Genomic DNA, 23,883 nt, shown 5'->3' with positions numbered 1-23,883 from the left:
GTGATCATGCGAGCTCTGCCCACGCCGCCTCGCATCCCCGGCGCGTCGGATCGTGGATGCTGCTGCAAGGTCTCAGGCACGAGCACGAGGTGTCGCTTCGAGGGTCCTGAGCACTCTCGCCGGAGAACCAGCGGACACCGTGAACGAGGGTACGTCCCTCGTCACGACGCTTCCGGCTCCGACGACAGCACCACGTCCGACGGTGACGCCGGGCAGCACCATCGTGCCCCTCCCGATCCAGACGTCGTCCTCGATGACGACCGGGGCGACGGGTACCCCCGTTCCCGCGACGATCTCGTGACTTCCGGTGTCGAGGATCGCGACGTTGTTGGCGATCTTCACATCGTCTCCGATCGTGATGGCCCGATGGCATGTGATCGTTGATCCGGCGTTGATGAGCACACGATCGCCCACCAGGAGGGTCGCTCCTTCACGAGTCTCGAGGTGCACCCGGGACTCGGCGCCCAGGATCACCGCTCGGTCGCCGATCCGGATGCGTCCCTCGTTCTTGATGACGGGCAACCAGTGCTCGATGACGGGTCTCGCGCCGTGTTCGACCCCGTGGGCGCGCAGATGGATGATCGCTCGGGCGATGCGAGCCTCCCTCAGGGCTCTTTCGCTCACCGCGACCCCGTTGATGACGCCGAACTTCATCAGAAAGCTCCTTCACGGGCGAGGACCGCTCTGGCAGTCCTCCACAAGATGACCAGGTCACCGGCCATGGACCAATTCTCGACGTAGTACAGGTCCAGACGGACGCTGTCCTCCCAGGAGAGGTTCGAACGGCCGCTCGTCTGCCAGAGGCCCGTGATGCCGGGCTTGACGAGGAACCTGCGGTGCACGTGGGTCTCGTACTGAGCCACCTCGCGCGCCAGGGGCGGTCTCGGCCCGACGAGCGCCATGTCGCCACGGAGGACGTTCAGCAGCTGGGGCAGTTCGTCGATGCTGTAGCGTCGGAGCCATCGACCGGCGCGGGTCACGCGTGGATCGTCCTTCATCTTGAAGAGCACCGAGTTTCCTACCGCGCGCTGTTCCCCCGCGAGACGCTGTAGGCGAGCTTCAGCGTCGACGACCATGGTCCGGAACTTCACCATGCGGAACGTCGAGCCGTTGAGCCCCACTCGCTCTTGGAGGAAGAACACCGGCCCGGTGCTGCCCACGGCGACGATGAGCGCGACCACGGCCAACAGCGGCGACAGGAGGACCAGCAAGAGCCCGCTCACGACGATGTCGAAGATCCGCTTCGAGAAGAGCTTCTGCCCGGCGTACGTCGGCGTCTCGACGTGGATGAGGGGGAAGCCGGCGACCGGACGCGTGTGGATGCGGGGACCACCGATGTCGGTCAGGCTCGGAGCGACGACCAGGTGCTGCCCGCCCGGTTCGAGGCTCCAGCTCAGCTCGCGGACACGCTCGGGCGGGAGATGGTCAGAGCTCGTGATGACGACCGTGTCCGCGCGGCTCGTGACGAGAGCCGCCTCGAGGTCGTCGAAGGTCCCCACGACGGGCACACCCAACGAGCCACCGACGGTTCCTCCCGCCGTTCCGGGAACGCACGCGGCGACGACGTGGTAGCCCGCGGAGGGCTGAGCCATGAGCTGTCTCGCGAAGTGCTCGACGGTCTCCCTGGACCCGACCAACATCACCTGGGCCGAGAACCGCCCCTGGGCACGCTGGAGGACGAGCCACTGACGCCAGAGCCATCGCGAGAAGACCAGGACGAGGACGCCGACGGGGAACGCGATGAGGATGTACCCGCGCGCCAGGTCGACGTGGAAGAGGAAGGCCAGGATCGCGAGGAGCCCGAAGACGCGCAAGCTCACGTCGAAGATGAGCTTGTACTCCGTGCTGCCGGTGCCGATCACGCGATCGGCTCGCGACCCGTAGAGCCCCAGCACGCTCAGCCAGAGGACGATAACGACGAGCGAGATCGCCGTGTAGTTGACGGCGATGTTGCGGAGGTCCCCCCGGAAGGCGACATTGGCGGTGTCGATGCCGAACCAGGCGATCTGGACGCCGAAGACGACCCAGATGAGGACCAGGGCGTCGGTCAGGAGCAGACGCTGCGAGTAGGCCTTGTTCCAGCCGATGGTGGAGCTGGCCGTCCTGATCTCCCGGGTCGTCGGGTTCGCACTCATCGTCGCGTCCTCACCAGGTCCGGCCGCCGTCGACCGAGACCAGGGCTGCGGACGCGCTCGAGAGCCAGACGGTGTCGTCGACGGACGCCAGCATCACCCCCGCACCAGCATCGAAGCCCGTGACGCAGCCGATGGTCGTCGGCGTGCTACTCGACGTCACAGGAACGGCGACGCTCTGCACGGCGACGCCCTCGCAGGTGCTGACACTGGACACGGCCGCGATGTACTGGTTCGCGACGGTGGTGACGTCCAGGAGACCCGGCACGGCGACGGCAGCCCAATCGGCCGTACCGGTCTTGACGGAGAACGCGCCCTCGCAGGCGACCAAGCTCGTCGAGCCCTCGGTGCTCACCCTGACAGGAGAGGCGCACGGCGACGGGCTGGAGGCTCCTCCGAGTGACACGGTCGACGAATCGACGTCAGCGAACGCGACGCTCGATGCTTGGTCGGGGTATTGCTCCCAGAACTCCCCCGCCGTGAAGCTCGACCAGAACTGACGCTCGCAGTCGTCCCCGACGCCGCCGAGCACGGAGACCTTCTCGGGGCCGGCTTCGAGCGCGACGACGGTGCGCAGGTCGAAGGCGAGCTCCATCGGCTGCCAGGTCGCGCCTCCGTCGGTGCTGCGCTCGACGAGGGCCGCGTCGTCCGTGCACGACCCGGGGGTGGCTCGCCACGCCTCGGTGGCGCTGACGGCGGAGAGGAAGCCCGCCGGCTGCGTCGACGACGGAGCGGTCGTGGGCTCGGGCGTCGGGGTCGGCGCCTCCGTCGTGGGGCCGGAGGAGAACGTCGGGATCGGCCCCGCCTCGCGCTGCTCGCCGGGTCGGGTCGACGCGACGGCCGCCGCGATCAGGGCGACGTCGGCGACGACGAGCACCGCCAGCACGACGAACCACCACGTGCGTGTCGTCGCTCCCCCCGAGCGACTCACGCGGCAGCCGACCTGTCGGGTGCCCGGAGCGCCGTCACGATCGCGTCGACGGCTCGGTCGACGTCCGCCGCTGCCCGCTCGTGGACGTCGAGGCCGCGACGGTACGGGTCGACGATGTCCTCTGCCTCGGGGTCGTCCAGCGGCGGCACCATGCCGCGCATGCTCGCCACGAGACGGACGACGTCGGCGGGGCTGTCGGCCGCGGCGAGCTCCGCCGCGTCGGAGGCCTCGGCGAGGCGAGCGAACTGCTCGAGGGTGAACGACCGGCGCGAGGCCCGGGGCGAGAGGCGCACGACCGCGGCGCGGTGCTCACGGGCGGCCGTCAGCACCAGGTCGGCGCTCTCGGCCAGCATCTCGGTGAGGTAGGTGGCCTGGTGGGCCTCGGGCGCGCCTCCGTAGGCTCGCGACATGTCCGCCGCCGTGGCGTCCATGGCGGCGCCGTCCTGCGCCATCGTGCCGGCGCTCATCACGACGAACGGCGTCGACGAACCGGCGAGGCGGGCGGTGAGCAGCTGCTCGGCGAGGGGCGACCGGCAGATGTTGCCCGTGCAGACCACGAGGATGCTGAAGGGGCGCCCCGCGGTCATCGAGCGGCCTTGCGGGCCTCGGCGCCGATGCGCGTCCTCTCCTTCTTCGTGGCCTTCGTCTCCTTGTCGTCCTCGATGCCGTAGCCGTAGGCCCCGCCGTAGCGGCCGTAGCCGTAGGCGTCCGGGCCCTTGGTGGGCATCATCGTCATGACGAAGCCGGCGATCGGGGCACCGACGCTCTCGAGGGCGGCGACCGCACCGCTGAGCTGGCCCTTGTGGGTCTTGCCCGCGGCGACGACGACGATGGCGCCGCTGGCGCTCTTCGAGAGGATCGCCGCGTCGGTGACGGGCAGGAGGGGCGGGGCGTCGAAGAGGACGTAGTCGAACTGCTGCTCGAGCTGGCCGATGAGCTCCTGCATCGCCCGAGAGCCGAGGAGCTCGCTCGGGTTCGGCGGGATCTGGCCGGCGGGGAGCACGTGCAGCTGCCCGCGACCCCACGGCTGGACGACGTCGGCGAGGTCGGCACGGCCGATGAGCAGGTCGGTGAGGCCGGCGGCGTCCTCGAGGCCCATGTACTGCCCGACGCGCGGACGACGCAGGTCGGCGTCGATGAGGATGACGCGGGCGCCGGCGCTGTCGAGCGCGATCGCGAGGTTGGCGACGGTCGTGCTCTTGCCCTCGGACTGCACGGACGACGTCATGACGAACGTGCGGGACTTCGTGCCCAGGTCGAGGAACTGCAGGTTGGTGCGCAGGGTGCGGAACGATTCCGCGCGCGGGCTGCGCGGGTCGGCCTGCACGATGAGGGGGCGCTCGTCGGCCTTGGGGTCGAAGGCGATGCCGCCGACGATGGGAGCGTCGCTGATCTTCTCGACGTCGGCCTCGTTGCGCACGCGGTTGTCGAGGGTGTGACGGAGGACGGCCACACCGACGCCGACCGCGAGGCCGAGGAGGAGACCCAGGGCCAGGTTGAGCGGCACGTTCGGGCTGGTCGGCGCACTCGGCACCTGCGCCTCCTGCACCCGCGTCAGCTTCACCTGCGAGCCGGCCTCGCTGTCGGCGTCCTCGCTCGTGGCCTCGATCTGCTCGACCACGTTGGTGAGGCTCTGCGAGGTCGCGTTCGCGATGTCAGCGGCCATCACCGGGTCCTCCGAGACGACGTCGACCTGGATCAGGGTCGTGTCGAGGGGCGCACTGGCGGTGATCGACTCCGCGAGCTGCTCGGCCGTGGTGTTCAGGCCGAGGCTGGAGATCACGGGCAGCAGCACGATGGGAGTCGTGACGAGGCTGGCGTACGTCTTCACGCGCTGCTGCGTGAAGGTGTTGCCCTGCGCCAGGTCAGAGACGCTGCCGCTGGTCTGGGTCGACACGAAGACCTGCGCCGAGGCGCTGTAGTCGGGCGTCTTGACGACCGAGTACGCCGAGGCGAGCCCGACCCCCACGAGCATCATCGCCACGATGAAGACCCACCCCTTGCGTAGGACGGTGATGTAGTCGCGCAGTTCCACGGCTTTGGTTCCCCTTGATCAAGACGTGACGCCAGAGACGGTCACATCGGAGCAATCGTGCCACATGAGCCTCGCTCGGCAGGGCACCGACCGTTCGCCGCACCGTAAGTTGACCTCATGACACGTCGCGACCTCGACCCCGCTGAGCACGTCCGCGAGCGGTCCGCCGCGTGGGACGTCCTCTACGCCGCCCTGGCCCTCGCGGCGGTCGTCATCGCGTCGAGCGTCGTCGGCGACCTGCTGCTGCGCTCCCCCGGGGTGCCGCCGCTCGTCTCGGTCGTCGTCTCGTACCTCGTCATCTGGGTGCCGCTGCTCGCGGCGGTCGTCTTCGCGACCATCGGTCTCGGTCGGGCGGGCGCACTCCGACGACTCGGCCTGCGCCTCCGCCCCCTCGACCTCCTCTGGGGCGTCGGCATCGGCCTCACCGCCCGCGTGCTCGACGCCCTGGTCAACCTCGGCGTCGTCGGCAGCACCGGCCTCGAGCCCGTCCCGACCATCGACGGCGGGCCCGCCGTGGGCGTGCTGGTCGTGACCGTGCTCGCGCGGGTGCTGCTCGCACCCGTCGTGGAGGAGGTCTTCTTCCGGGGGCTGCTGCAGCGCTCGACGGCGAGGCTGCTGTCGACGCCGACGCGTCTCGACGCCCGAGGCGCCGCGGTCATGGCCGTCCTCACGACGTCGCTCGTCTTCGCGCTGATGCACGCGCTCGTCGGCAGCTTCTCCCCCGCCGGCCTGCTCGTCACCCTGGTGAGCACGACGGTCTTCGGTCTGCTCGTCGGGACGCTCGCGGCGCGCACGGGGCGTATCGGCGGGGCGATCGTCGCCCACGTCGTCTTCAACGGCCTGGCCGTCGCCGCCACCTGGCCCGTCTGACCCGAGGGGCTCCGCCCCCTCTTCTGGGGGTGCAGCCCAGTTCGCCTGGAGGACAGCGAGCGAACAGACCCGTCCTTTTCCGATACTCTCGGGTATCGAGATGTTCTGCCGGAACGTCTCGCCAGCCCTTGCCCTGAGCGCGAAGTGGGCGCATGATGCCCGACATCCCCGAGAGAGCCGACCCCGTGACGATGTCCCTCCCCTGGCGCCCCGTCCTCGCCGTGACCGCCGTCGCCGCGCTCGCGACGGGTGGTGCCCTGCTTACCCTCCTCCCGGCGTCCACCGGCGAGGAGAGCCTGATCGTCACGACGCCGACGAACGGCTCCGCCTCCGACACGCGGACCGTCGTCGTGTCGGGGACGGGCACCGACGACGCGATCATCCGCATCTACGACGCCCACTCGAACGCCATCCTCCTCGGCAGCACCAAGGTGATCGACGGGACCTTCTCGACGGTGGTCGAGTACGCGGACGACGCCCCTGAGCGACAGGGCCTCTACGTCGACGCGATCAAGGGCGACGGGTTCCTCGACGCGGACGTCGTCGACATCACCCTGCCCGCCGTCGAGGCCGACGGCACGACCACGGGGTCGTCCTCGGCGACGGCCAGCACCCCGCGGTAGCGGAGTCTGCGCTGGCTCGTCCTGATCACGGGCCGAACCACCTGGTCCGGGCGAGCTTCCACCCGGAGGGTGACCGGCGCCTCCCACGAACCACCTGGCCCTGTGGCGCACAGTCGCTAGGCAACGCCACAGCTGTCACATAGTGTCCCGAGAGGGGCGATCACCGACTGCCCCTCTGCAAGTCATCCGGGTGCTGGGCCAGGGCGACGAGCGATGAAGCTCGAACACCGATCAGAAAGCACCAACACCACGTGAAGAACGTCTTCTCCTGGCGCCGCGCGCTCGCCGTCCCGGCCGCGCTGACGCTCGCCCTCAGCGGGGCACTGCTCACCTCCACCGCCGCACAGGCTGCGCCGGCCGCCCTCGTCGTGACGTCGCCCGTCGCGGGCTCGACGGTCGACTCGCGCACCGTCACCGTGTCGGGCACCGTCCTCGCCGGCGCCATCGTCGACATCTACAAGGGCGTCGACGCCAGCGGCACCCGCGAGACCCGCATCAACACGGGCAACGCGACCACCTTCAGCACCACGCTGACGTACGCGGTCGACGCACCCGTCGCGCAGAGCATCTACGTCACCGGCATCTACGGCGGCAGCGGGTTCAGCGACCCCAAGCGCGTCGACTTCACCCTCCCCGCCGCCGCTCCGGTGAAGTTCATCACCATCGACAGCCCCGCGGCGGGCCCCGTCGCGAGCCGCAGCTTCACCGTCACGGGCACCGCGACCCCGAACTCGATCGTCATCGTCCGCGGTGCCGACCGTGAGCTCGGTCGCCAGAGCCTCGACGCCTCGGGTGCGTACTCGATCCCCGTCGTCTTCACCGACGCCGATGCGATCAACCAGACGCTCTCCGTCAACGGCCTCCTCGGCGGCAGCGGCATCGACCCCGTCACGCGCGACATCGTGCTGCCCGCCGTCGCCGCTCCGGCCAAGACCGTCACGCTCGACAGCCCCGTCGCCGGCTCCACCGCCGCGAGCCGCCTCGTCACCTTCACCGGCACCGCCCCCGTCGGCTCGACCGTCGTCGTGACCGGCCCCGCCGGTGAGCTCGGTCGCCAGAACCTCGGCAGCGGCTCGACCTACTCGATCTCGGTCACCTACTCCGAGACCGCCCCCGTCGCCCAGACCGTCACGGTCAGCGGCTTCGTCGGCGCCAGCGGCTTCGACAACACCGTCGAGCGCAGCTTCAACCTGCCGGCCGCCGCGGTGACCCCCGAGGCCGTCGCCCCCGCGACGCCCGTCATCACCTCGCCCGTCCCCGCCCAGGTCGTCGTCGGCCAGGACGTCACGATCAGCGGCACCGGCACCCCCGGCGCCAACATCGCGTTCCTGCTGTACCCGACCGACGAGGCGCCGGCGTCGTCCGGCCCCCTCGAGGACGCCATCACCGACTCGGTCATCGTCGTGGCCGCCGACGGCACCTGGAGCTCGACCGTCCGCATGGTCAAGCCGGGCGAGTACTCCGTCGTCGCCCTCTCGTTCTTCGCTGACGCGAACGGCGAGCCCACGGTCGACGCCGACGGCAACGTGCTGGTCTCCGACCTCTCCAACGTGGTCGAGTTCCGCGTCGCCGCCGCCACGCCGATCGTCCCCGCCGGCACCTCGGCCACGCCCGTGCGTGCCGCCGGCAGCCTGGCGTTCACCGGTTCTGACGACTCCAGCCTCGTGATCGGCCTCGGCGCCGCCCTCACGCTGGCCGGAGCCGGCCTCGTCCTCGCGGCCCGTCGTCGCCGTGCTCAGCTGAGCACCGTCGACGCGCAGCAGGACTAGCAGCACCCGCCACACCGCAGCACCCGAGCCCCCTCCGCCCCAGCAGCGGAGGGGGCTTCGGCGTGCCGCCCCCAGCCCCCGGGGAGGCGCGGGTCGGCACCCAGCCCCGCCCGCGACTCCCCCGGGCACCGCAGCGCCCACGACGCACCACGTCGTCGCACCGGAACCACGCCGCGGCGTGGTGCGCGGGCGAGAACGTGGTGCGCGAGCACCGACGGGCGCGACCGCCCGGACGACGAAGCCCCCTCGACCGGAGAGGTCGAGGGGGCTTCGGGGGGCCACCCGCCCGCCCGTGCCGAGGCACGGGGCGGGACGAGCACGGAGTGTGACAGCGGCCGGTGGTGGAGATGGGGGGAATTGAACCCCCGTCCATCGCTGAGATTGCACGCATTCTACGGGCGTAGCCAGATGAGACGTTCTGCTCGGCCCCGACCTTTGCTACTGGCTTCTAGGTCGACGGGCCCAGCCCGAGTTGAAGTCCCGCGTGACCCCCAGGCGTAGTCACGCAGCGAGCCCTCTAGATGACGTCAGGGACTGGTTAGAAGGCGGTCACCAGACTGACGGACTTCATGTGGCTCTACTGCTTACGCAGCGAGAGCGAAGTCAGTGCGCTTGTTATTGGCACTTATTGTTTTCCAGAGATCGTTTACGAGATAACCCTGGATCCTCGGCCCGCTTCTCGTTCGCACACAGGCGATGTCGAAACCGATCATCCCCGTGAGGGGCCGTTGTCACACTCTGTGTTGTTGTCGAGAGAACCGTTCCGCGCGTTCCCGCGCGGCCTTCCAGTGTAGGCCCTGGGGGCCCGTTCGGCTACTCGCCGAGGTGCTTGCGGGCCGACATCGCCGACTCCGCCTCGCGGGTCGCCGTGCGCTCGCGCAGCGTCTGCCGCTTGTCGTACTCGCGCTTGCCCTTGGCGACCGCGATCTCGACCTTGGCGCGGCCGTCGCTGAAGTAGATCTTGAGCGGGATGACGGTGAACCCGCCCTCCTTCGTCTTCTGCCCGATCTTGACGATCTGCTGCTTGTGCAGCAGCAGCTTGCGCTTGCGTCGCGGCGCGTGGTTGTTCCACGTGCCCTCGGTGTACTCGGGGATGTGCACCGCGTCGAGCCAGGCCTCCCCGCCCTCGACGAAGGCGTAGCCGTCGACGAGCGACGCCCGCCCCTGCCGCAGCGACTTCACCTCGGTGCCGCTCAGCACGATGCCGGCCTCGTAGGTGTCGTCGATCGTGTAGTCGTGGCGCGCCCGGCGATTGGTGGCCACGACCTTCTCACCGCGCTCTTTCGCCACGCTGTCTCCTGGTCGTCATGGGTGGTGCTGCCTGGTGCAGGCAGCCTGTCAGCATACAGGCTCAGACCTGCAGGAGGCGCGGTGCCGGTCAGACCGGCACTGCGCCTCCCCCAGGCCCCCGCGCCCTAGACCTTCAGGTACCGGCGGATGGCGACGTTGGCCGACAGCGCCGCGAGCAGGATGCCGATCACGACCACGAGGGGCACGACGATCGCGGTCTCTTGCAGGCCGATGAACGGCGTCGACGCGAAGTTCTCGACGAGGTAGCCCTTGACGAAGAAGTTGACGATCGCGATCAGGGCCCCGCCGGCGAGCACGGACCCGAGAAGGGCGGCGATCACGCCCTCGAGGATGAACGGCGTCTGGATGAACCGGTTCGACGCCCCCACCAGCCGCATGATGCCGAGCTCTCGCCGTCGGCTGAACGCGCTGAGGCGGATCGTCGTGGCGATCAGCAGCACGGCGGCGATCAGCATCAGCACCGCGATGCCGATGGCGGTGTAGCTCGCAGCGTTCAGCACCGAGAAGATCGGGTCGAGGTAGCCGCGCTGGTCGACGACGCTCTGCACGCCGGCGAGGCTCGACAGGCTCTCGGTGAGGACGTCCGACTGGGTCGGGTCCTTGAGGTTCACCCAGAACGTCTCGTTGAGGTACGAGGGCTGCACGAACTCGGTCGCCGGGCTGTCGGCGAACTGCGTCGTGAAGCGGTCGTAGGCCTCCTGCTGCGTCTCGAAGTACGAGCGGTCGACGAAGGGCGCCAGCACGTCGCTCGAGAGCTGCGCCTCGACGCCGTCGATCTGGTCCTGCGTGGCCTTGGCGCCGGTGCAGTTGCCGGTCGTGTCGGTGTCGGTGCAGAGGTAGACAGCCACCTGGGCCTTGTCGTACCAGTACCCCTTCATCTGGTTGATCTGCAGCTGCAGCAGGGCGGCCGTGCCGACGAAGGTCAGCGAGATGAACGTGACGAGCACGACCGAGATGACCATCGAGGCGTTGCGGCGCAGGCCGCTGACGACCTCGCTGAGGACGAGTCCGAGCCTCATGCGTCGGCTCCTCTCGTGCTCAGGTCCTCGACCCCGATCGCCTGGATGGGCACCGCCTGGGTCTGGTAGCCGCCCTGGCGCTCGTCGCGGAGGATGTTGCCGCCCGAGAGCTCGATCACACGGCGCTGCATCTGGTCGACGATGCCGGCGTCGTGCGTGGCCATGATCACGGTCGTGCCGCCGGCGTTGATGCGCTCGAGGAGGGTCATGATGCCCGCGCTGGTCGAGGGGTCGAGGTTTCCCGTCGGCTCGTCGGCCAGGAGGATCGACGGCTTGTTGACGATGGCGCGCGCGATCGCGACGCGCTGCTGCTCACCGCCCGAGAGCTCGTGCGGCAGGCGCTGCTGCTTGCCCACGAGGCCCACCATCTTGAGCACGTCGGGCACCGCCTCCTGGATGAAGCCCTTGCTCTTGCCGATCACCTGCAGGCTGAACGCGACGTTGTCGAAGACGCTCTTCTGCGGCAGCAGGCGGAAGTCCTGGAAGACGACGCCGAGGTTGCGGCGGAAGTACGGCACCTTGCGGCTCGACAGCGTGCTGAGCTTCTGGCCGAGGACGTGGATCTGGCCGGTGCTCGGCTTCTCCTCCTTCAGCACGAGGCGCAGGAAGCTGGACTTGCCGGAGCCGCTCGCCCCGACGAGGAAGACGAACTCGCCCTTGAGGATCTCGAGGGTGACCGAGTTCAGCGCAGGCCGGGGGTTGCCGGAATAGACCTTGGTGACTTCATCGAATCGGATCATGACGGGGATCACCCTAAGCCGAGGCCGCGCCCATCCAGGCAGCGACTCGCTGCGCCGCCCCGCCCGCGACGGCTATGGATCCGCTGACAGCGAGGAGGCGCGGTGCGGGCCCGCAGGACGACGGCTGTCGGACAGCGTCAGCTGTCGTCGCGCTTGCGCCAGCGGATGCCCGCCGAGATGAAGCCGTCGAGGTCGCCGTCGAAGACGTTGGACGGGTTGTTGACCTCGTGCTCGCTCCGGAGGTCCTTCACCATCTGGTACGGCGCGAGGACGTAGCTGCGGATCTGGTCGCCCCAGCTGGCCGTGATGGTGCCCGCCAGCTCTTTCTTCTTCGCGTTCTCCGCCTCCTTCTGGAGCAGGAGGAGGCGAGACTGCAGCACGCGCATGGCGGCGGCGCGGTTCTGGATCTGGCTCTTCTCGTTCTGCATCGAGACGACCGTGCCGGTGGGGATGTGGGTCAGGCGCACGGCCGAGTCGGTCGTGTTGACGCTCTGGCCGCCGGGGCCCGACGAGCGGAACACGTCGACGCGGATCTCGTTCTCGGGGATGTCGATCGACTCGGTCTCCTCCATCAGCGGGATCACCTCGACCGCGGCGAAGCTGGTCTGGCGCTTGCCGGCGGCGCCGAAGGGGCTCATGCGCACCAGGCGGTGCGTGCCGGCCTCGACGCTGAGCGTGCCGAAGGCGTAGGGGGCGTCGATCTCGAAGGTCGCGCTCTTGATGCCCGCCTCCTCGGCGTAGCTGGTGTCCATCACGGTGGCCGACATGCCGTGCTTCTCCGCGTAGCGGAGGTACATGCGCAGCAGCATCTCGGCGAAGTCGGCGGCGTCGACCCCGCCGGCGCCGGCGCGGATGGTGATGACGGCGGGGCGCGGGTCGTACTCGCCGTCGAGGAGGGTCTGCACCTCGAGGGTGTCCATCATCTTCTGCAGGGCCTTCAGCTCGACCTGCGCCTCGTCGGCGCTCTCCTGGTCGTCGCCGTCGTTGGCCATCTCGACGAGCACCTCGAGGTCGTCGAGCCGCTGCTCGGTGGTCTCGAGCTTCTCGAGCTCGGACTGGCGGTGGCTCAGGGCGCTGGTGACCTTCTGCGCGTTCTCCGTGTCGTCCCACAGGTCGGGGGCGGAGGCCTGCTCGCTGAGCTGGGCGATCTCGGCGACGAGGCGGTCCTGCCCGATCACCGCACGGATGTCCTCGAACGTGGCCCGGAGGGCGGCAATCTGCTCAGAGAAGTCCAGTGCGATCATGGTGCCCGAGCTTACCGGCCCGGGGTGCGAGGGGCGTGCGGGCCTCCCGGGGCTGCCGGGCCTGCCGGGCCCGCCGGCCTGCCTGCCGCGACTCAGCGCCGGGCGCGGGCCACGCCCGCCTCGCGCAGGGCGACGTCGGCGAGCGCCCGCACCACGCCGGGCTCCCCCGCGCGCCAGTCGGCGACCGGGTCGGTCGACACGGCGAGCGCCGCCCGGGCGTCGCGGCCGGTGAGGGCGCGCAGCGCGAGCAGCTCCTCGCCGCCGGGCGTCGCGAGCAGCGACCGGGTCGAGGAGGCGCGGCGCACGAACCCGACGCGCCCGCGCAGCCACACCCACAGCACGACGACGCTCGGCACCCCCGCGACGACGAGGCCCGCCACGAGGGAGGCGCGGGCCACGCCCTCCTGCTGCTGGCGGCCCGCGTCGGCGAGGGAGCCGCCCGCGCCGCTCGCCCCGTCGAACGGAGCGCTGGCCGCTGCCCCGACGAGCGGCAGGTCGCCCAGGGTGCGCGAGGCGTCCTGCATCGCTCCCTGGAAGCCGGCCCCCGCCTCCTCGAGCTGGCGGCCGAGGTCGGCGAACCCGGCGATGAACTGGGCGATGGCGACGCCGACCACGACGAACACGACGACGAGCCCCACGGCGACGAGGTCGCCCGCCACCTGCCGAGCGCGGACCACGGGCGACGACGAGTAGATCTGCATGCCCCCAGTGTCGACCGTCGGGCGTCGAGGTGCCCCTTCCTGGGCCCTCGACACGGAACGGGGCCCAGGAAGCGGCACCTCGATGGCCGTCACCGCCCCAGCAGCCGAGCCAGGCGGGCGACGAGCGCCTGCGCCTCGGCCCCGTGCAGGTCGTCGTCGCTGACGAGCACGACCCGCCAGCCGTCGTCCTCGAAGCCCTCGCGGCGGCGGAGGTCGTAGCGCCAGGTCTCGCGGTCCTCGCGGTGGTGGTCGCCCTGGAACTCGAGCGCCACGCGCGGGGAGGCCCAGCTGAGGTCCGGCTTGCCGAGGTAGGAGCCGTCCGCGGCGAAACGCCGCACGTTCACCTCGGGCTCGGGCAGCCCGGAACGGACCACGAGGAGTCGCAGCGCGGTCTCCCGAGGAGAGTCGACTCCCGCCCGGACGAGCGACACCGCGTGCCGGAGCGACCGCGCGCCGGGCCGGCCGCGGGCTCGGACCGCGGCGCCCTGCAGGTCCGCGACGGACAGCAGCCGTGCCGGCGGGTGCGGCGACCACCCGCCCGCCAGCGCATCGCCGAGGGCGACGAGCGTGTCGACGGGCAGGTCCGCCGCCGCCTGGACCAGGGCCTCCAGCGGCTCGGCCACGGGCAGGCCGTCCAGGCTGTGCGACGACGGTGCCGAGTAGCCGTGCCCGACGACGCCCGGGCGGCGCCGTTGCCGTGCCCGGGGGTCGGAGACGTGGAGGAGGTCGGACTCCTCGAGCCACCTCGGCAGCGGCAGCCCCCAGAGGCCGAGCGCCGTGACGTGGGCGAAGTGCTCGTGCCGGCGGAGGAGCGGGGCGAACTCCGCGCACCGGCCGCGCAGGTCGAGCGCCGCAGTGGCGGACCTCGCTCCCCGGTGCGGCGCCCGGAGGTCACCCGCTCGGAGCCTCTCGTACGGCAGCCCGACCTCGAGCGCCTCCGCCACGGAGAAGGGGCGGGACGTCAGGTCGGAGGGCAGGGGGCGAGGTCGCATGCCAGGAGCGTGCCGGGGCGTGAGCGCGACCGGCGATCGCCGCCGATCCTGTCGGGACGACCCGCGCCTCCTCGGCCCTGGGGAGGGCCGACGCTCACGCGCATCGAGGTGACTCGTCTCGGGGCTGAGCGCTCCGCGACACCCCAGGACGAGTCACTTGGGGTGTGCTCACCTCCCTCCCCCACAGCAAGGTGGCGCGTCCTGGGCCCCCACGCCCAGCGACGCCCCACGACGGGTCATCTCGACGAAGGCGCTCGCTAGCGGGCGCCGAGGGCGGGCGCGCGGTCGGCGTAGCCGGCGCGGGTCGCGCGGGCGACGGCCTCCGGCAGCGCCGCGAGCAGCGCGTCGACGTCGGCGTCGGTGCTCGTGTGCCCGACGGTCATGCGGAGCGCGCCCCGCGCCTCCTCGGCCGTGAGCCCCATCGAGAGCAGCACGTGCGACGGCTCCGGGATGCCCGCCTGGCAGGCCGACCCGGTCGACACCGCGACCCCGGCCGCGTCGAGCAGGAAGAGCAGCGAGTCGCCCTCGCACCCGGGGAAGGTGAAGTGCGCGTTGCCGGGCAGCCGGTCGACCGGGTCGCCCCGCAGCACCGCGCCCGGCACGACGCGCCGCACGCCCTCGACGAGCCGGTCGCGCAGCGGCTCGTACGGCTGGTGCGGTTGCTCGGCCGCGACGGCGAACGCGGCGGCGGCGGGGGCGTCCTGCGTGCCCGACCGCACCTGGCGCTGCTGCCCTCCGCCGTGGATGAGCGGCACCACCGTCGCCGAGCGCGCCAGCACGAGCGCGCCGATGCCGATCGGCCCGCCGATCTTGTGGGCGCTGACGCTCAGCGCGGCGAGCCCCGTCGAGCGGAAGTCGATCGGCACCTGGCCGTAGGCCGCCACGGCGTCGCAGTGCACGGGCACCCCGTGGGCCGCGGCGAGCGCGACGACCTCGGCGACCGGCTGCATCGTGCCGACCTCGTTGTTGGCCCAGAGCAGCGTGACGAGCGCGACGTCGTCGTGCTCGTCGAGGGCGGCGGCGAGCGCGTCGAGCCGCACCCGGCCGAGCTCGTCGAGCGGGATCGTCGTGACGACGGCGCCCTCGTAGCGCTCGAGCCACTCGACGGTGTCGACGGTCGCGTGGTGCTCGCCGCCGGGCACGAGGAGTCGCGGGCGCGGCCGGTCGGACTGCCGCGCCCACCAGAGGCCCTTCACCCCGAGGTTGACGGACTCGGTGCCCCCGGAGGTGAGGACCACCTCGATCGGGTCGCAGCCCAGGGTCGCCGCCACGCGCTCCCGGGACTCCTCGAGCAGCCGCTTCGCGCCCTGGCCGGCGGAGTGGATCGACGACGGGTTGCCGACGGTGCCGAGCGCCGCCGTGTAGGCGGCGAGCGCGGCGGGGTGCAGGGGCGTGGTGGCGGCGTGGTCGAGGTAGACGCTCATGGTCGGCTCCTCCTGGTCTCGGCGCGACGGCCGGTCGGGCGACGCCCGGATCGGCGCTCCCGCCTCTCGGGGGGCGCTCCGCCGCTGATCTACTGTAAGTCCCGTGCCTGACGCCGATCCCCTCTCCGACCTCGGTGTGCGCGTGGGCCCCGAGGGCCCGACCCTCCGTGTGTGGTCCGCCGCGGCGACGCGACTGGAGCTCGTCGTCGACGACGCGCCCCACGACCGCGTCGTGCCGATGACCCGCGACGAGCATGACGTCTGGAGCGCCACCGACCACGCCCTCACCCCCGGCCGCCGCTACTGGGTGCGCGCCGACGGCGAGACGCGGGGCGGCGCCGTCTTCGACCCCGAGCTCCCCCTGCTCGACCCGTGGGCACGCGGCCTCGGCCGCACCGGCCGCGGCGAGTGGCGCGCCACCGTCGTCGACGAGTCGTTCGACTGGGGCGGCGTCGAGAAGCCGCGCACCCCGCTCGACCGCGTCGTCGTCTACGAGGCGCACGTGCGCGGCCTCACGCGCCTCGCTCCCTTCGTGCCCGACGAGCTGCGCGGCACCTACGCCGGCCTCGCGGCCGACACCACGATCGCGCACCTCAAGCAGCTCGGCGTGACGGCGGTGCAGCTGCTGCCCGTGCACCAGCACGTCGACGAGCAGCGGCTCGTGGCGCAGGGCATCGAGAACTACTGGGGCTACAACACGCTGTCGTTCTTCGCGCCCCACGCGGCGTACGCGAGCCGCGACGCCCAGCTGGCGGGCGCCTCCGCCGTGGTCCGCGAGTTCAAGGGCATGGTCCGCCTGCTGCACGAGGCGGGCATCGAGGTCTGGCTCGACGTCGTCTACAACCACACGGCCGAGGAGGGCGAGGAGGGCGGCCCGGTGACGAGCCTCCGCGGGCTCGACGGCTCCGCCTACTACCGGCACGACGCCGAGGGCCGCCCGGTCGACGTGACCGGCTGCGGCAACTCGCTCGACACCAGCCACCCCGCCGCGCACCGGCTCGTGATGGACAGCCTGCGCTACTGGGCCACCGAGATGCAGATCGACGGCTTCCGCTTCGACCTCGCCGCGACGCTCGGGCGCGGCGCCGACCACGCCTTCGACCCCGAGCACCCCCTGCTGCACGGGATCGTCACCGACCCGGCGCTCGCCGGCGTCAAGATGGTCGCCGAGCCCTGGGACGTCGGCCTCGGCGGCTGGCAGACCGGCGCCTTCCCCGCGGGCTGGATCGAGTGGAACGACCGCTTCCGCAACCGCGCCCGCGACTTCTGGCTGACCGACGTCGCCGCCGCCCGCGCCCAGGGCACCCCGCCCACCGGCCTCGGCAGCGTCGCCTCGAAGCTGAGCGGGTCGAGCAACGTCTTCGCGCACGAGCGCGGCCCGCTCGCGGGGCTGAACTTCGTCACGGCGCACGACGGCTTCACGCTGCTCGACCTCGTCTCGTACGACGCCAAGCACAACCTCAGCAACGGCGAGCAGAACCGTGACGGCACCGACGACAACCGCTCGTTCAACCACGGCGTCGAGGGCCACAGCGACAACCCGTGGATCAGCGACGCGAGGCGCCGCTCGATGCGCAACCTGCTCGCGACCCTGTTCGTCTCGTCGGGCGTGCCGATGCTCACCGCCGGCGACGAGCGCGGCCGCACGCAGCGCGGCAACAACAACGGCTACTGCACCGACAGCGAGCTGACCTGGGTCGACTGGGCGACGCAGCCCTGGCAGCAGGGCATCACCGACGACGTGGTGGCCCTCACGCGCATCCGCGCCGAGAACCCGGCGCTGCGGCCGACCCGCTTCGGCCTCGAGGGCGCGTGCACCCTCAGCGCCAACGAGATCGACTGGTTCTCGGCCTCGGGCGCCGAGATGCACCCCGACGAGTGGAACGACCCGCACGTCCGCACGCTGCAGTACTTCGCGCGCTCCACGCCCGAGCACGAGGCGCCGAACGCGGTGCTGGTGCTCGTGCACGGCGCCGAGACGAGCACCGCCGTGACGGTCGCCCGGCACGAGGGCGTCGCAGGCTACGAGCCGCTCTGGACGAGCGACGACTCCGCCGACCTCCGACCGGTCGCGCCCGGCGACGAGGTGCTCGTCTCCGGCCCGACCGTGATCATCTACCGCGCCCGCCCCGCGACGGCGGAGGAGGGCGCGTGACCAGGAGGCCCGCGGGAGGCGCGGGCGGGCCGGGCACGCCCGCCACCGTCGCGCTCCTGGCCGCGGGAGTGCCCTTCACGGCGCACACCTACGAGCACCACGACACGGCGACGAACTTCGGCGAGGAGGCCGCCGCCGAGCTCGGCCTCTCGGAGGAGCGCGTCTTCAAGACGCTCGTCGCCGACGCGCAGGGCACCCTCGTCGTCGCCGTCGTGCCCGTCTCCCGGCGTCTCGACCTCAAGGCCCTCGCGGCCGCCGTCGGCGCCCGGAAGGCGTCGCTCGCCGACCCCGCCGTCGCCGAGCGACGCACGGGCTACGTGGTGGGCGGCATCAGCCCGGTGGGCCAGCGCACGGCGCTGGCGACCGTCGTCGACGCGAGCGCCGCCTCCTTCGAGACCGTCTTCGTCAGCGGGGGGAGGCGCGGGTTCGACATCGAGATCGCCCCCGCCGACCTCGTGCGCGCCACGGGCGCCCAGCTGCTGCCCGTCGCGCGGGACTGAGCGTGGCCCCGCTCTTCGCCGACGCGTCGATCGGCACCGCCGCGCTGCTCGCCCTCGGGGCGGCGCTGCTCGTGCTGAACGCGGTGACCGTCGTCGTCTACGCGCTCGACAAGCGGGCGGCTCGCCGACGCACCCGGCGGGTGCCGGAGCGGACGCTGCTCGCCCTCGGCCTCGTGGGCGGCTGGCCCGGGGCGCTCGTCGCGCAGCGGACGCTGCGGCACAAGACGCGCAAGGCGTCGTTCCGCCGCTCGTTCGTGCTGACCGTCGTGCTCAACGTGGCCGTCGTGGGCGTCGTCGTCGCCCTGGTGCTGACGCCGGGCGGCTGACACCAGGCGGCTGACGCCAGGCGGCTGACACCAGGCGGCTGACGCCGCCGGACGCGTCCCGCCGGAAGGGATCGGGCTCCCCTCCGGCGGTCGACGGTGCGGACCGGACCAGCTCGGGCTAGGTCCGGGCACGCTCCGTCGCGCGTCGGCACGGCGCCGCCCGCCCCGGTCATGGCTGACCGGGGGCCGGGTGGACGACGCGTGTGCGGTTCACCTCGTGGTGCGAGGCGTCGAGGGCGCCGGGCTCTCAGGAGGGTTCAGGCTCCGAGGCGGGCTGGCCTTCTCGACGGGTCCGACACTACTGGTCCCCCTAAGTGCGGACAAGCATTTCCGATGCACGCGCATGGACCCAGTTCGGGGGACGGACCGGTCCACCTCGGGTGCCCGCGCCCGCCCCGGGGCGCCCACCGCGCCTCCTCGTCGTCCGGGTCGCGCACGCGGCGCGACGCACCGGAGCGGCTGCCCCCGATACCGGGTAGCGTCGCCTCCGTGGCTGCTTACGAACCCAGAGTCGGGCGGATCCCCGTCACGGCGCTCTCCCCGACCACCCCCGACCGCGTCTTCCCGACCAAGGCCTTCAGCGGCGAGGTCGTGCCCTTCGGCGCGACCGTCTTCCGCGAGGGGCACGACGTCGTCGGCGCCGACCTCGTGCTCACCGACCCGGAGGGCGTCGAGACCCGGCACCCGATGGTCGCGGGCCTCCCCGGCACCGACCGCTGGACGACGGAGGTGCAGCTCGAGGTCGAGGGCGACTGGACCTGGCAGGTCGAGGGCTACACCGACGACTGGGCCACCTGGCTGCACACCGCCGAGATCAAGGTGCCGGCCGAGCTGGACGTCGAGGTGACCTTCACCCTCGGCAGCCGCCTGCTGGCCGCCGCCGCGGGCGACTACCCCGACACCCCGCTCGTGGCCGACGCGGCCAAGGCGCTCGGCAACACGTCCCTCACCCCCGGCGCGCGCCTCCGCGTGGCCACCGACCCGCGGCTCGCCGCCGTCTTCGCGGCCCGCCCGCTCGGCAGCCTGCGCACCCGCAGCGAGCCCGAGGCCCTCCGCGTCGAGCGCAGCCGCGCCGGCCTGGGCAGCTGGTACGAGTTCTTCCCCCGCAGCGAGGGCGCGAAGAAGCAGGCCGACGGCACCTGGAAGAGCGGCACGTTCCGCACCGCCGCCCGCCGCCTCCCCGCGATCTCGCGGATGGGCTTCGACGTCGTCTACATCCCGCCGGTGCACCCCATCGGCACGACCTTCCGCAAGGGCCCGAACAACACCCTGACCGCGGGGCCGAACGACCCCGGGTCGCCCTACGCCATCGGCTCGGCCGACGGCGGGCACGACGCGATCCACCCCGACCTCGGCACGGTCGCCGACTTCCGCTGGTTCGTCGAGACCGCCCGCAACACCGGCCTCGAGCTCGCGCTCGACCTGGCGCTGCAGTGCTCGCCCGACCACCCCTGGGTCACCGAGCACCCCGAGTGGTTCACGCAGCTGCCCGACGGCACGATCGCCTACGCCGAGAACCCGCCGAAGAAGTACCAGGACATCTACCCCCTGAACTTCGACGACGACTACGAGGGCATCAGCCGCGAGATCCTCCGCATCGTGCGCTGGTGGATCGAGCTCGGCGTCACGATCTTCCGCGTCGACAACCCCCACACCAAGCCGGTGCGCTTCTGGGAGTGGCTGCTGCACGAGATCCGCGAGACGAACCCCGAGGTCGTCTTCCTGTCGGAGGCGTTCACCAAGCCCGCCATGATGCAGGCCCTCGCCCAGGTCGGCTTCCACCAGTCGTACACGTACTTCACCTGGCGCAACGAGAAGTGGGAGCTCGAGGAGTACCTCACCGAGCTGTCGAAGGAGACGAGCGCCTGGCTGCGCCCGAACCTCTTCGTCAACACCCACGACATCCTCACCCCGTACCTGCAGTACGGCGGCCGCGCGGCCTACAAGGTGCGCGCCGCGATCGCCGCCACGGCGTCGCCGACCTGGGGCGTCTACTCGGGCTACGAGCTGTTCGAGGACGTCGCCCGCCCGGGCAGCGAGGAGAACATCGACAACGAGAAGTACGAGTACAAGCCGCGTGACTGGCAGGCCGCCGAGGAGGCGGGGGCCAGCCTCGCTCCGTACCTCACGCAGCTGAACCGCATCAGGTCGTCGCACCCGGCCCTGCGTCAGCTCCGCAACCTCGACGTCCACTCGAGCGACGACGACGCGATCCTCGTGTACTCGAAGTACCTCAGCCGCGCCCACACCCGCAGCGGCCGCGCCGACGCGATCATCGTCGTCGCCAACGTCGACCCCCACTCGGCCCGGGAGACGACCGTGCACCTCGACGTGACGAAGTTCGGGCTGCGCCCGGGCGGCACGTACACGGTGCGCGACCTGATCACCGGCCAGCAGTGGACCTGGTCCGACGACAACTACGTCCGACTCGACGCCTTCACGGAGCCCGTGCACGTGCTGTCGGTCGACCTGAACCGCGCCCCCTGAGGAGCACCCCGATGAGCATCTTCCGCCACCCGAAGCCCCAGCCCGAGGAGCCCGGGCGCGGCGCCGCCGCGCAGCCCGCCGCCCCCGAGCCCGAGACGGCCCGCCCGTCGTTCGACGAGATCATCACACCGGGGACGGCCCCGGCGGCCGAGCCCGCCGCGGTCGAGCCGGAGCCCGTCGCGGCCGCCGAGCCGGAGCCCGTCGTCACCGAGCCCGAGCCGGCCGCCGCCGAGCCCGAGCCCGTCCTCGCCGAGCCCGAGCCGGCCGCCGCCGAGCCCGCGATCGAGCCCGAGCCCGCCGTCGCCGCGGAGCCCGAGCCCGAGCCGGAGCCGGAGCCCGAGCCGTCCGCCCCCGAGGACCCGACCCCGCCCGACGTCCGCGTCGACGAGTCGGCCCCGGCCGTCGCGCTGCCCGCACTCGACGAGAACGAGGTGCTCGCCGCCGTCGAGGGCCGCCACGGCCACCCGCACGCGATCCTCGGCGAGCACGTGCGCGAGGGCGTCACCGTCGTCCGCGTCGTGCGGCCCCTCGCCGAGACGGTCACCGTCACCGGCGCCTCCGGCGAGGTCGTCGCCCTGGAGCACCTCGTCCACGGCCTCTGGCAGGGCGCCGCGCGCGGCCCGCTCGGCGGCTACGAGGTCACCGCCACCTACGACGGCGGCTCCCCCTGGGTCGCCGACGACCCGTACCGCTTCTCCCCCACCGTGACCGAGTTCGACCTCTACCTCTTCGGTGAGGGCCGCCACGAGCAGCTCTGGAAGATGCTGGGCAGCCACGTGCGCGAGCACGAGGGCGTGCGCGGCACCTCCTTCGCGGTCTGGGCGCCCCACGCGAACGCCGTCCGCGTCAAGGGCGACCTGAACGGCTGGGACGCCGTCCGCCACGCGATGCGCAAGCTCGACGGCAACGGCATCTGGGAGCTCTTCGTGCCCGGCGTCGTCGACGGCACGTACAAGTACGAGATCCTCACGCCCGACGGCGCCTGGGTCGACCGGGCCGACCCGATGGCCCGCCGCTCCGAGGTGCCGCCGGCCACCGCCTCCGTCATCACGAAGGCCGCGCACTCGTGGTCGGACGACGACTGGATGACGCAGCGCGCCGCGACCGACCAGCACCAGGGCCCGATGAGCGTCTACGAGCTGCACGTCGGCTCGTGGCGCCCCGGCCTCAGCTACCGCGAGCTGGCCGACCCGCTGGTCGACTACGTCACCGCGCTCGGCTTCACGCACGTCGAGTTCATGCCGCTCGCGCAGCACCCGTTCGGCGGCTCGTGGGGCTACCAGGTGACCGGCTACTACGCGCCGCAGAGCACCTACGGCTCCCCCGACGACCTGCGCTACCTGATCGACCGCCTGCACCAGGCCGGCGTCGGCGTGATCATGGACTGGGTGCCCGGCCACTTCCCGAAGGACGAGTGGGCGCTCGGCAACTTCGACGGGCGCAGCGTCTACGAGCACTCCGACCCGCGGCGCGGCGAGCAGCCCGACTGGGGCACGCTGGTCTTCAACTTCGGCGACTCGCAGGTGCGCAACTTCCTCGTCGCGAACGCCCTCTACTGGCTCGAGGAGTTCCACATCGACGGCCTCCGCGTCGACGCGGTCGCCTCGATGCTCTACCTCGACTACAGCCGCAACGACGGCGAGTGGCTGCCGAACGAGCACGGCGGCCGCGAGGCCACCGAGGCGATCTCCTTCCTCCAGGAGGCGAACGCGACGGCCTACAAGCGCCACCCCGGCGTCGTCATGATCGCGGAGGAGTCGACCAGCTGGCCCGGCGTCTCGCGCCCGACGAGCGAGGGCGGCCTCGGCTTCGGCCTCAAGTGGAACATGGGCTGGATGCACGACACCCTCGACTACGTCGAGAAGGACCCGGCCTACCGCTCATACCACCACGGCGAGATCACCTTCTCGTTCCACTACGCGTGGAGCGAGAACTTCATGCTGCCGATCTCGCACGACGAGGTCGTCTACGGCAAGGGCTCGCTGTACGAGAAGATGCCCGGCGACGAGTGGCAGAAGCGCGCGAACCTCCGCGCCTACCTCGCCTACATGTGGGGCCACCCCGGCAAGCAGCTGCTCTTCATGGGCTCCGAGTACGGGCAGCCCACCGAGTGGAGCCAGGAGAACGGCCTCGACTGGTCGGTGCTCGACCGCCCCGAGCACCAGCAGGTGTTCGACCTCGTCAGCGAGCTGAACGCCGTCTACCGCCGCGAGAGCGCCCTCTGGGCCCACGACTTCGACGTCGAGGGCTTCGAGTGGATCGACGGCGGCGCGGCGCAGCAGAGCGTCGTGGCGTTCCTCCGCAAGTCGGGGCAGGGCGAGTCGGTCGCGGTGCTCGCGAACTTCTCGGGCGTGCCGCAGACCATGCGCCTGGGCCTGCCGGAGGCCGGCACCTGGGACGAGATCCTCAACACCGACGCGACGGTCTACGGCGGCTCGGGCGTCGGCAACTTCGGCGCCGTCACGGCGACCAACGCCCCCTGGGCGGGCCGCCCGGCCTCGGCCGACGTCGTCCTGCCGCCGCTCGGCGTGGTCTGGCTGAAGCTGCGCCGCTGAGCGCACGGCGAGCACGACGGAGCCCCCCTCGACCTGGTCGAGGGGGGCTCCGTCGTGCTCGGGAGGAGC

At 71.7% G+C, this 23,883-nt stretch carries 20 protein-coding genes and 1 other RNA gene; 8 read left to right on the top strand and 13 right to left on the bottom strand.

What is annotated here, in order from left to right:
- Positions 1-72 precede the first annotated feature (72 nt).
- Genes JOE43_RS15950 through JOE43_RS08905 form a run of 5 tightly spaced genes read right to left on the bottom strand, consistent with a single transcriptional unit; the run spans position 73 to position 5,098 of the window.
- Positions 73-654 carry a DapH/DapD/GlmU-related protein gene (locus tag JOE43_RS15950; protein ID WP_209517129.1) on the bottom strand — a complete coding sequence of 194 codons (582 nt, stop codon included), beginning with the start codon at positions 652-654 and terminating at the stop codon, positions 73-75.
- Positions 654-2,135, bottom strand: coding sequence for a sugar transferase (locus tag JOE43_RS08920; protein WP_209517127.1), 1,482 nt, complete (start codon positions 2,133-2,135; stop codon positions 654-656). Before JOE43_RS08920 ends, JOE43_RS15950 begins: the two co-directional genes overlap by 1 nt.
- Before the next feature lie 10 nt (positions 2,136-2,145).
- A complete protein-coding gene (locus JOE43_RS08915) occupies positions 2,146-3,063 on the bottom strand; it encodes a hypothetical protein (protein WP_209517125.1) in 918 nt (305 codons plus the stop codon).
- A complete protein-coding gene (locus JOE43_RS08910; protein WP_209517124.1) occupies positions 3,060-3,650 on the bottom strand; it encodes a low molecular weight phosphatase family protein in 591 nt (196 codons plus the stop codon). The genes JOE43_RS08915 and JOE43_RS08910 overlap by 4 nt, the downstream gene beginning before the upstream one ends.
- Positions 3,647-5,098 (bottom strand): polysaccharide biosynthesis tyrosine autokinase, encoded by a 1,452-nt coding sequence (locus JOE43_RS08905; RefSeq protein WP_209517121.1) that lies wholly within the window; start codon positions 5,096-5,098, stop codon positions 3,647-3,649. The genes JOE43_RS08910 and JOE43_RS08905 overlap by 4 nt, the downstream gene beginning before the upstream one ends.
- A gap of 117 nt (positions 5,099-5,215) precedes the next feature.
- Between JOE43_RS08905 and JOE43_RS08900 the strand changes: the two genes are divergently transcribed.
- The 3 genes from JOE43_RS08900 (at position 5,216) to JOE43_RS08890 (ending at position 8,360) form a co-directional block, all read left to right on the top strand.
- A complete protein-coding gene (locus JOE43_RS08900; RefSeq protein WP_209517120.1) occupies positions 5,216-5,968 on the top strand; it encodes a CPBP family intramembrane glutamic endopeptidase in 753 nt (250 codons plus the stop codon).
- Positions 5,969-6,153: 185 nt separating this feature from the next.
- Positions 6,154-6,591, top strand: a complete 438-nt coding sequence (locus JOE43_RS08895) for a hypothetical protein (protein ID WP_209517118.1) — start codon at positions 6,154-6,156, stop codon at positions 6,589-6,591.
- A 251-nt stretch (positions 6,592-6,842) separates the two neighbouring features.
- The gene (locus tag JOE43_RS08890; RefSeq protein ID WP_209517116.1) at positions 6,843-8,360 is read left to right on the top strand and encodes a hypothetical protein; all 1,518 of its coding nucleotides are present in this window, start codon (positions 6,843-6,845) and stop codon (positions 8,358-8,360) included.
- Between the two features lie 339 nt (positions 8,361-8,699).
- Here JOE43_RS08890 and ssrA read toward each other — a convergent pair.
- The 8 genes from ssrA to JOE43_RS08850 form a co-directional block, all read right to left on the bottom strand.
- Positions 8,700-9,077: a transfer-messenger RNA gene (gene ssrA, locus JOE43_RS08885) on the bottom strand.
- 96 nt (positions 9,078-9,173) lie between these two features.
- Positions 9,174-9,650, bottom strand: coding sequence for an SsrA-binding protein SmpB (smpB, locus tag JOE43_RS08880; RefSeq protein ID WP_056053663.1), 477 nt, complete (start codon positions 9,648-9,650; stop codon positions 9,174-9,176).
- A gap of 125 nt (positions 9,651-9,775) precedes the next feature.
- Positions 9,776-10,690 carry a permease-like cell division protein FtsX gene (gene ftsX / locus JOE43_RS08875; RefSeq protein ID WP_209517114.1) on the bottom strand — a complete coding sequence of 305 codons (915 nt, stop codon included), beginning with the start codon at positions 10,688-10,690 and terminating at the stop codon, positions 9,776-9,778.
- Positions 10,687-11,430 (bottom strand): cell division ATP-binding protein FtsE, encoded by a 744-nt coding sequence (gene ftsE, locus JOE43_RS08870; protein WP_056055785.1) that lies wholly within the window; start codon positions 11,428-11,430, stop codon positions 10,687-10,689. The genes ftsX and ftsE overlap by 4 nt, the downstream gene beginning before the upstream one ends.
- A 137-nt stretch (positions 11,431-11,567) precedes the next feature.
- Entirely contained in the window at positions 11,568-12,674 is a 1,107-nt protein-coding gene (gene prfB / locus JOE43_RS08865; RefSeq protein WP_056053657.1) for a peptide chain release factor 2, read from the bottom strand.
- A 92-nt stretch (positions 12,675-12,766) separates the two neighbouring features.
- Positions 12,767-13,375, bottom strand: coding sequence for a hypothetical protein (locus JOE43_RS08860; protein WP_209517112.1), 609 nt, complete (start codon positions 13,373-13,375; stop codon positions 12,767-12,769).
- Between the two features lie 89 nt (positions 13,376-13,464).
- Entirely contained in the window at positions 13,465-14,367 is a 903-nt protein-coding gene (locus JOE43_RS08855) for a hypothetical protein (RefSeq protein ID WP_209517110.1), read from the bottom strand.
- A 257-nt stretch (positions 14,368-14,624) separates the two neighbouring features.
- Positions 14,625-15,791 (bottom strand): cysteine desulfurase family protein, encoded by a 1,167-nt coding sequence (locus JOE43_RS08850; protein WP_209517107.1) that lies wholly within the window; start codon positions 15,789-15,791, stop codon positions 14,625-14,627.
- A gap of 103 nt (positions 15,792-15,894) precedes the next feature.
- Between JOE43_RS08850 and glgX the strand changes: the two genes are divergently transcribed.
- From glgX to glgB, 5 genes are all read left to right on the top strand, one after another.
- Positions 15,895-17,946, top strand: a complete 2,052-nt coding sequence (glgX, locus tag JOE43_RS08845; protein ID WP_209517105.1) for a glycogen debranching protein GlgX — start codon at positions 15,895-15,897, stop codon at positions 17,944-17,946.
- Positions 17,943-18,446: a Cys-tRNA(Pro) deacylase gene (gene ybaK / locus JOE43_RS08840; protein WP_209517103.1), complete on the top strand. Its 504-nt coding sequence runs from the start codon at positions 17,943-17,945 to the stop codon at positions 18,444-18,446. The genes glgX and ybaK overlap by 4 nt, the downstream gene beginning before the upstream one ends.
- A gap of 2 nt (positions 18,447-18,448) precedes the next feature.
- A complete protein-coding gene (locus tag JOE43_RS08835) occupies positions 18,449-18,772 on the top strand; it encodes a DUF1294 domain-containing protein (RefSeq protein WP_307803300.1) in 324 nt (107 codons plus the stop codon).
- Positions 18,773-19,261: 489 nt separating this feature from the next.
- The gene (locus tag JOE43_RS08830) at positions 19,262-21,259 is read left to right on the top strand and encodes an alpha-1,4-glucan--maltose-1-phosphate maltosyltransferase (RefSeq protein ID WP_374072964.1); all 1,998 of its coding nucleotides are present in this window, start codon (positions 19,262-19,264) and stop codon (positions 21,257-21,259) included.
- A gap of 11 nt (positions 21,260-21,270) precedes the next feature.
- Positions 21,271-23,814 (top strand): 1,4-alpha-glucan branching protein GlgB, encoded by a 2,544-nt coding sequence (gene glgB / locus JOE43_RS08825; protein ID WP_209517099.1) that lies wholly within the window; start codon positions 21,271-21,273, stop codon positions 23,812-23,814.
- Positions 23,815-23,883: the final 69 nt, after the last annotated feature.

Origin of the sequence: Frigoribacterium sp. PvP121 (genome assembly GCF_017833115.1) — a bacterium.
Taxonomy (GTDB): Bacteria; Actinomycetota; Actinomycetes; order Actinomycetales; family Microbacteriaceae; genus Frigoribacterium; species Frigoribacterium endophyticum.
This window is presented reverse-complemented; position numbering and strand designations above follow the sequence as displayed.

What these genes read in the sequence shown, in the direction of transcription:
- JOE43_RS15950 (WP_209517129.1), bottom strand. Translation starts at nt 654, where the DNA reads ATGAAGTTCGGCGTCATCAACGGGGTCGCGGTGAGCGAAAGAGCCCTG.
- JOE43_RS08920 (WP_209517127.1), bottom strand. Translation starts at nt 2,135, where the DNA reads ATGAGTGCGAACCCGACGACCCGGGAGATCAGGACGGCCAGCTCCACC.
- JOE43_RS08910 (WP_209517124.1), bottom strand. Translation starts at nt 3,650, where the DNA reads ATGACCGCGGGGCGCCCCTTCAGCATCCTCGTGGTCTGCACGGGCAAC.
- JOE43_RS08900 (WP_209517120.1), top strand. Translation starts at nt 5,216, where the DNA reads ATGACACGTCGCGACCTCGACCCCGCTGAGCACGTCCGCGAGCGGTCC.
- ftsX (WP_209517114.1), bottom strand. Translation starts at nt 10,690, where the DNA reads ATGAGGCTCGGACTCGTCCTCAGCGAGGTCGTCAGCGGCCTGCGCCGC.
- ftsE (WP_056055785.1), bottom strand. Translation starts at nt 11,430, where the DNA reads ATGATCCGATTCGATGAAGTCACCAAGGTCTATTCCGGCAACCCCCGG.
- prfB (WP_056053657.1), bottom strand. Translation starts at nt 12,674, where the DNA reads ATGATCGCACTGGACTTCTCTGAGCAGATTGCCGCCCTCCGGGCCACG.
- JOE43_RS08860 (WP_209517112.1), bottom strand. Translation starts at nt 13,375, where the DNA reads ATGCAGATCTACTCGTCGTCGCCCGTGGTCCGCGCTCGGCAGGTGGCG.
- JOE43_RS08855 (WP_209517110.1), bottom strand. Translation starts at nt 14,367, where the DNA reads ATGCGACCTCGCCCCCTGCCCTCCGACCTGACGTCCCGCCCCTTCTCC.
- JOE43_RS08850 (WP_209517107.1), bottom strand. Translation starts at nt 15,791, where the DNA reads ATGAGCGTCTACCTCGACCACGCCGCCACCACGCCCCTGCACCCCGCC.
- glgB (WP_209517099.1), top strand. Translation starts at nt 21,271, where the DNA reads ATGAGCATCTTCCGCCACCCGAAGCCCCAGCCCGAGGAGCCCGGGCGC.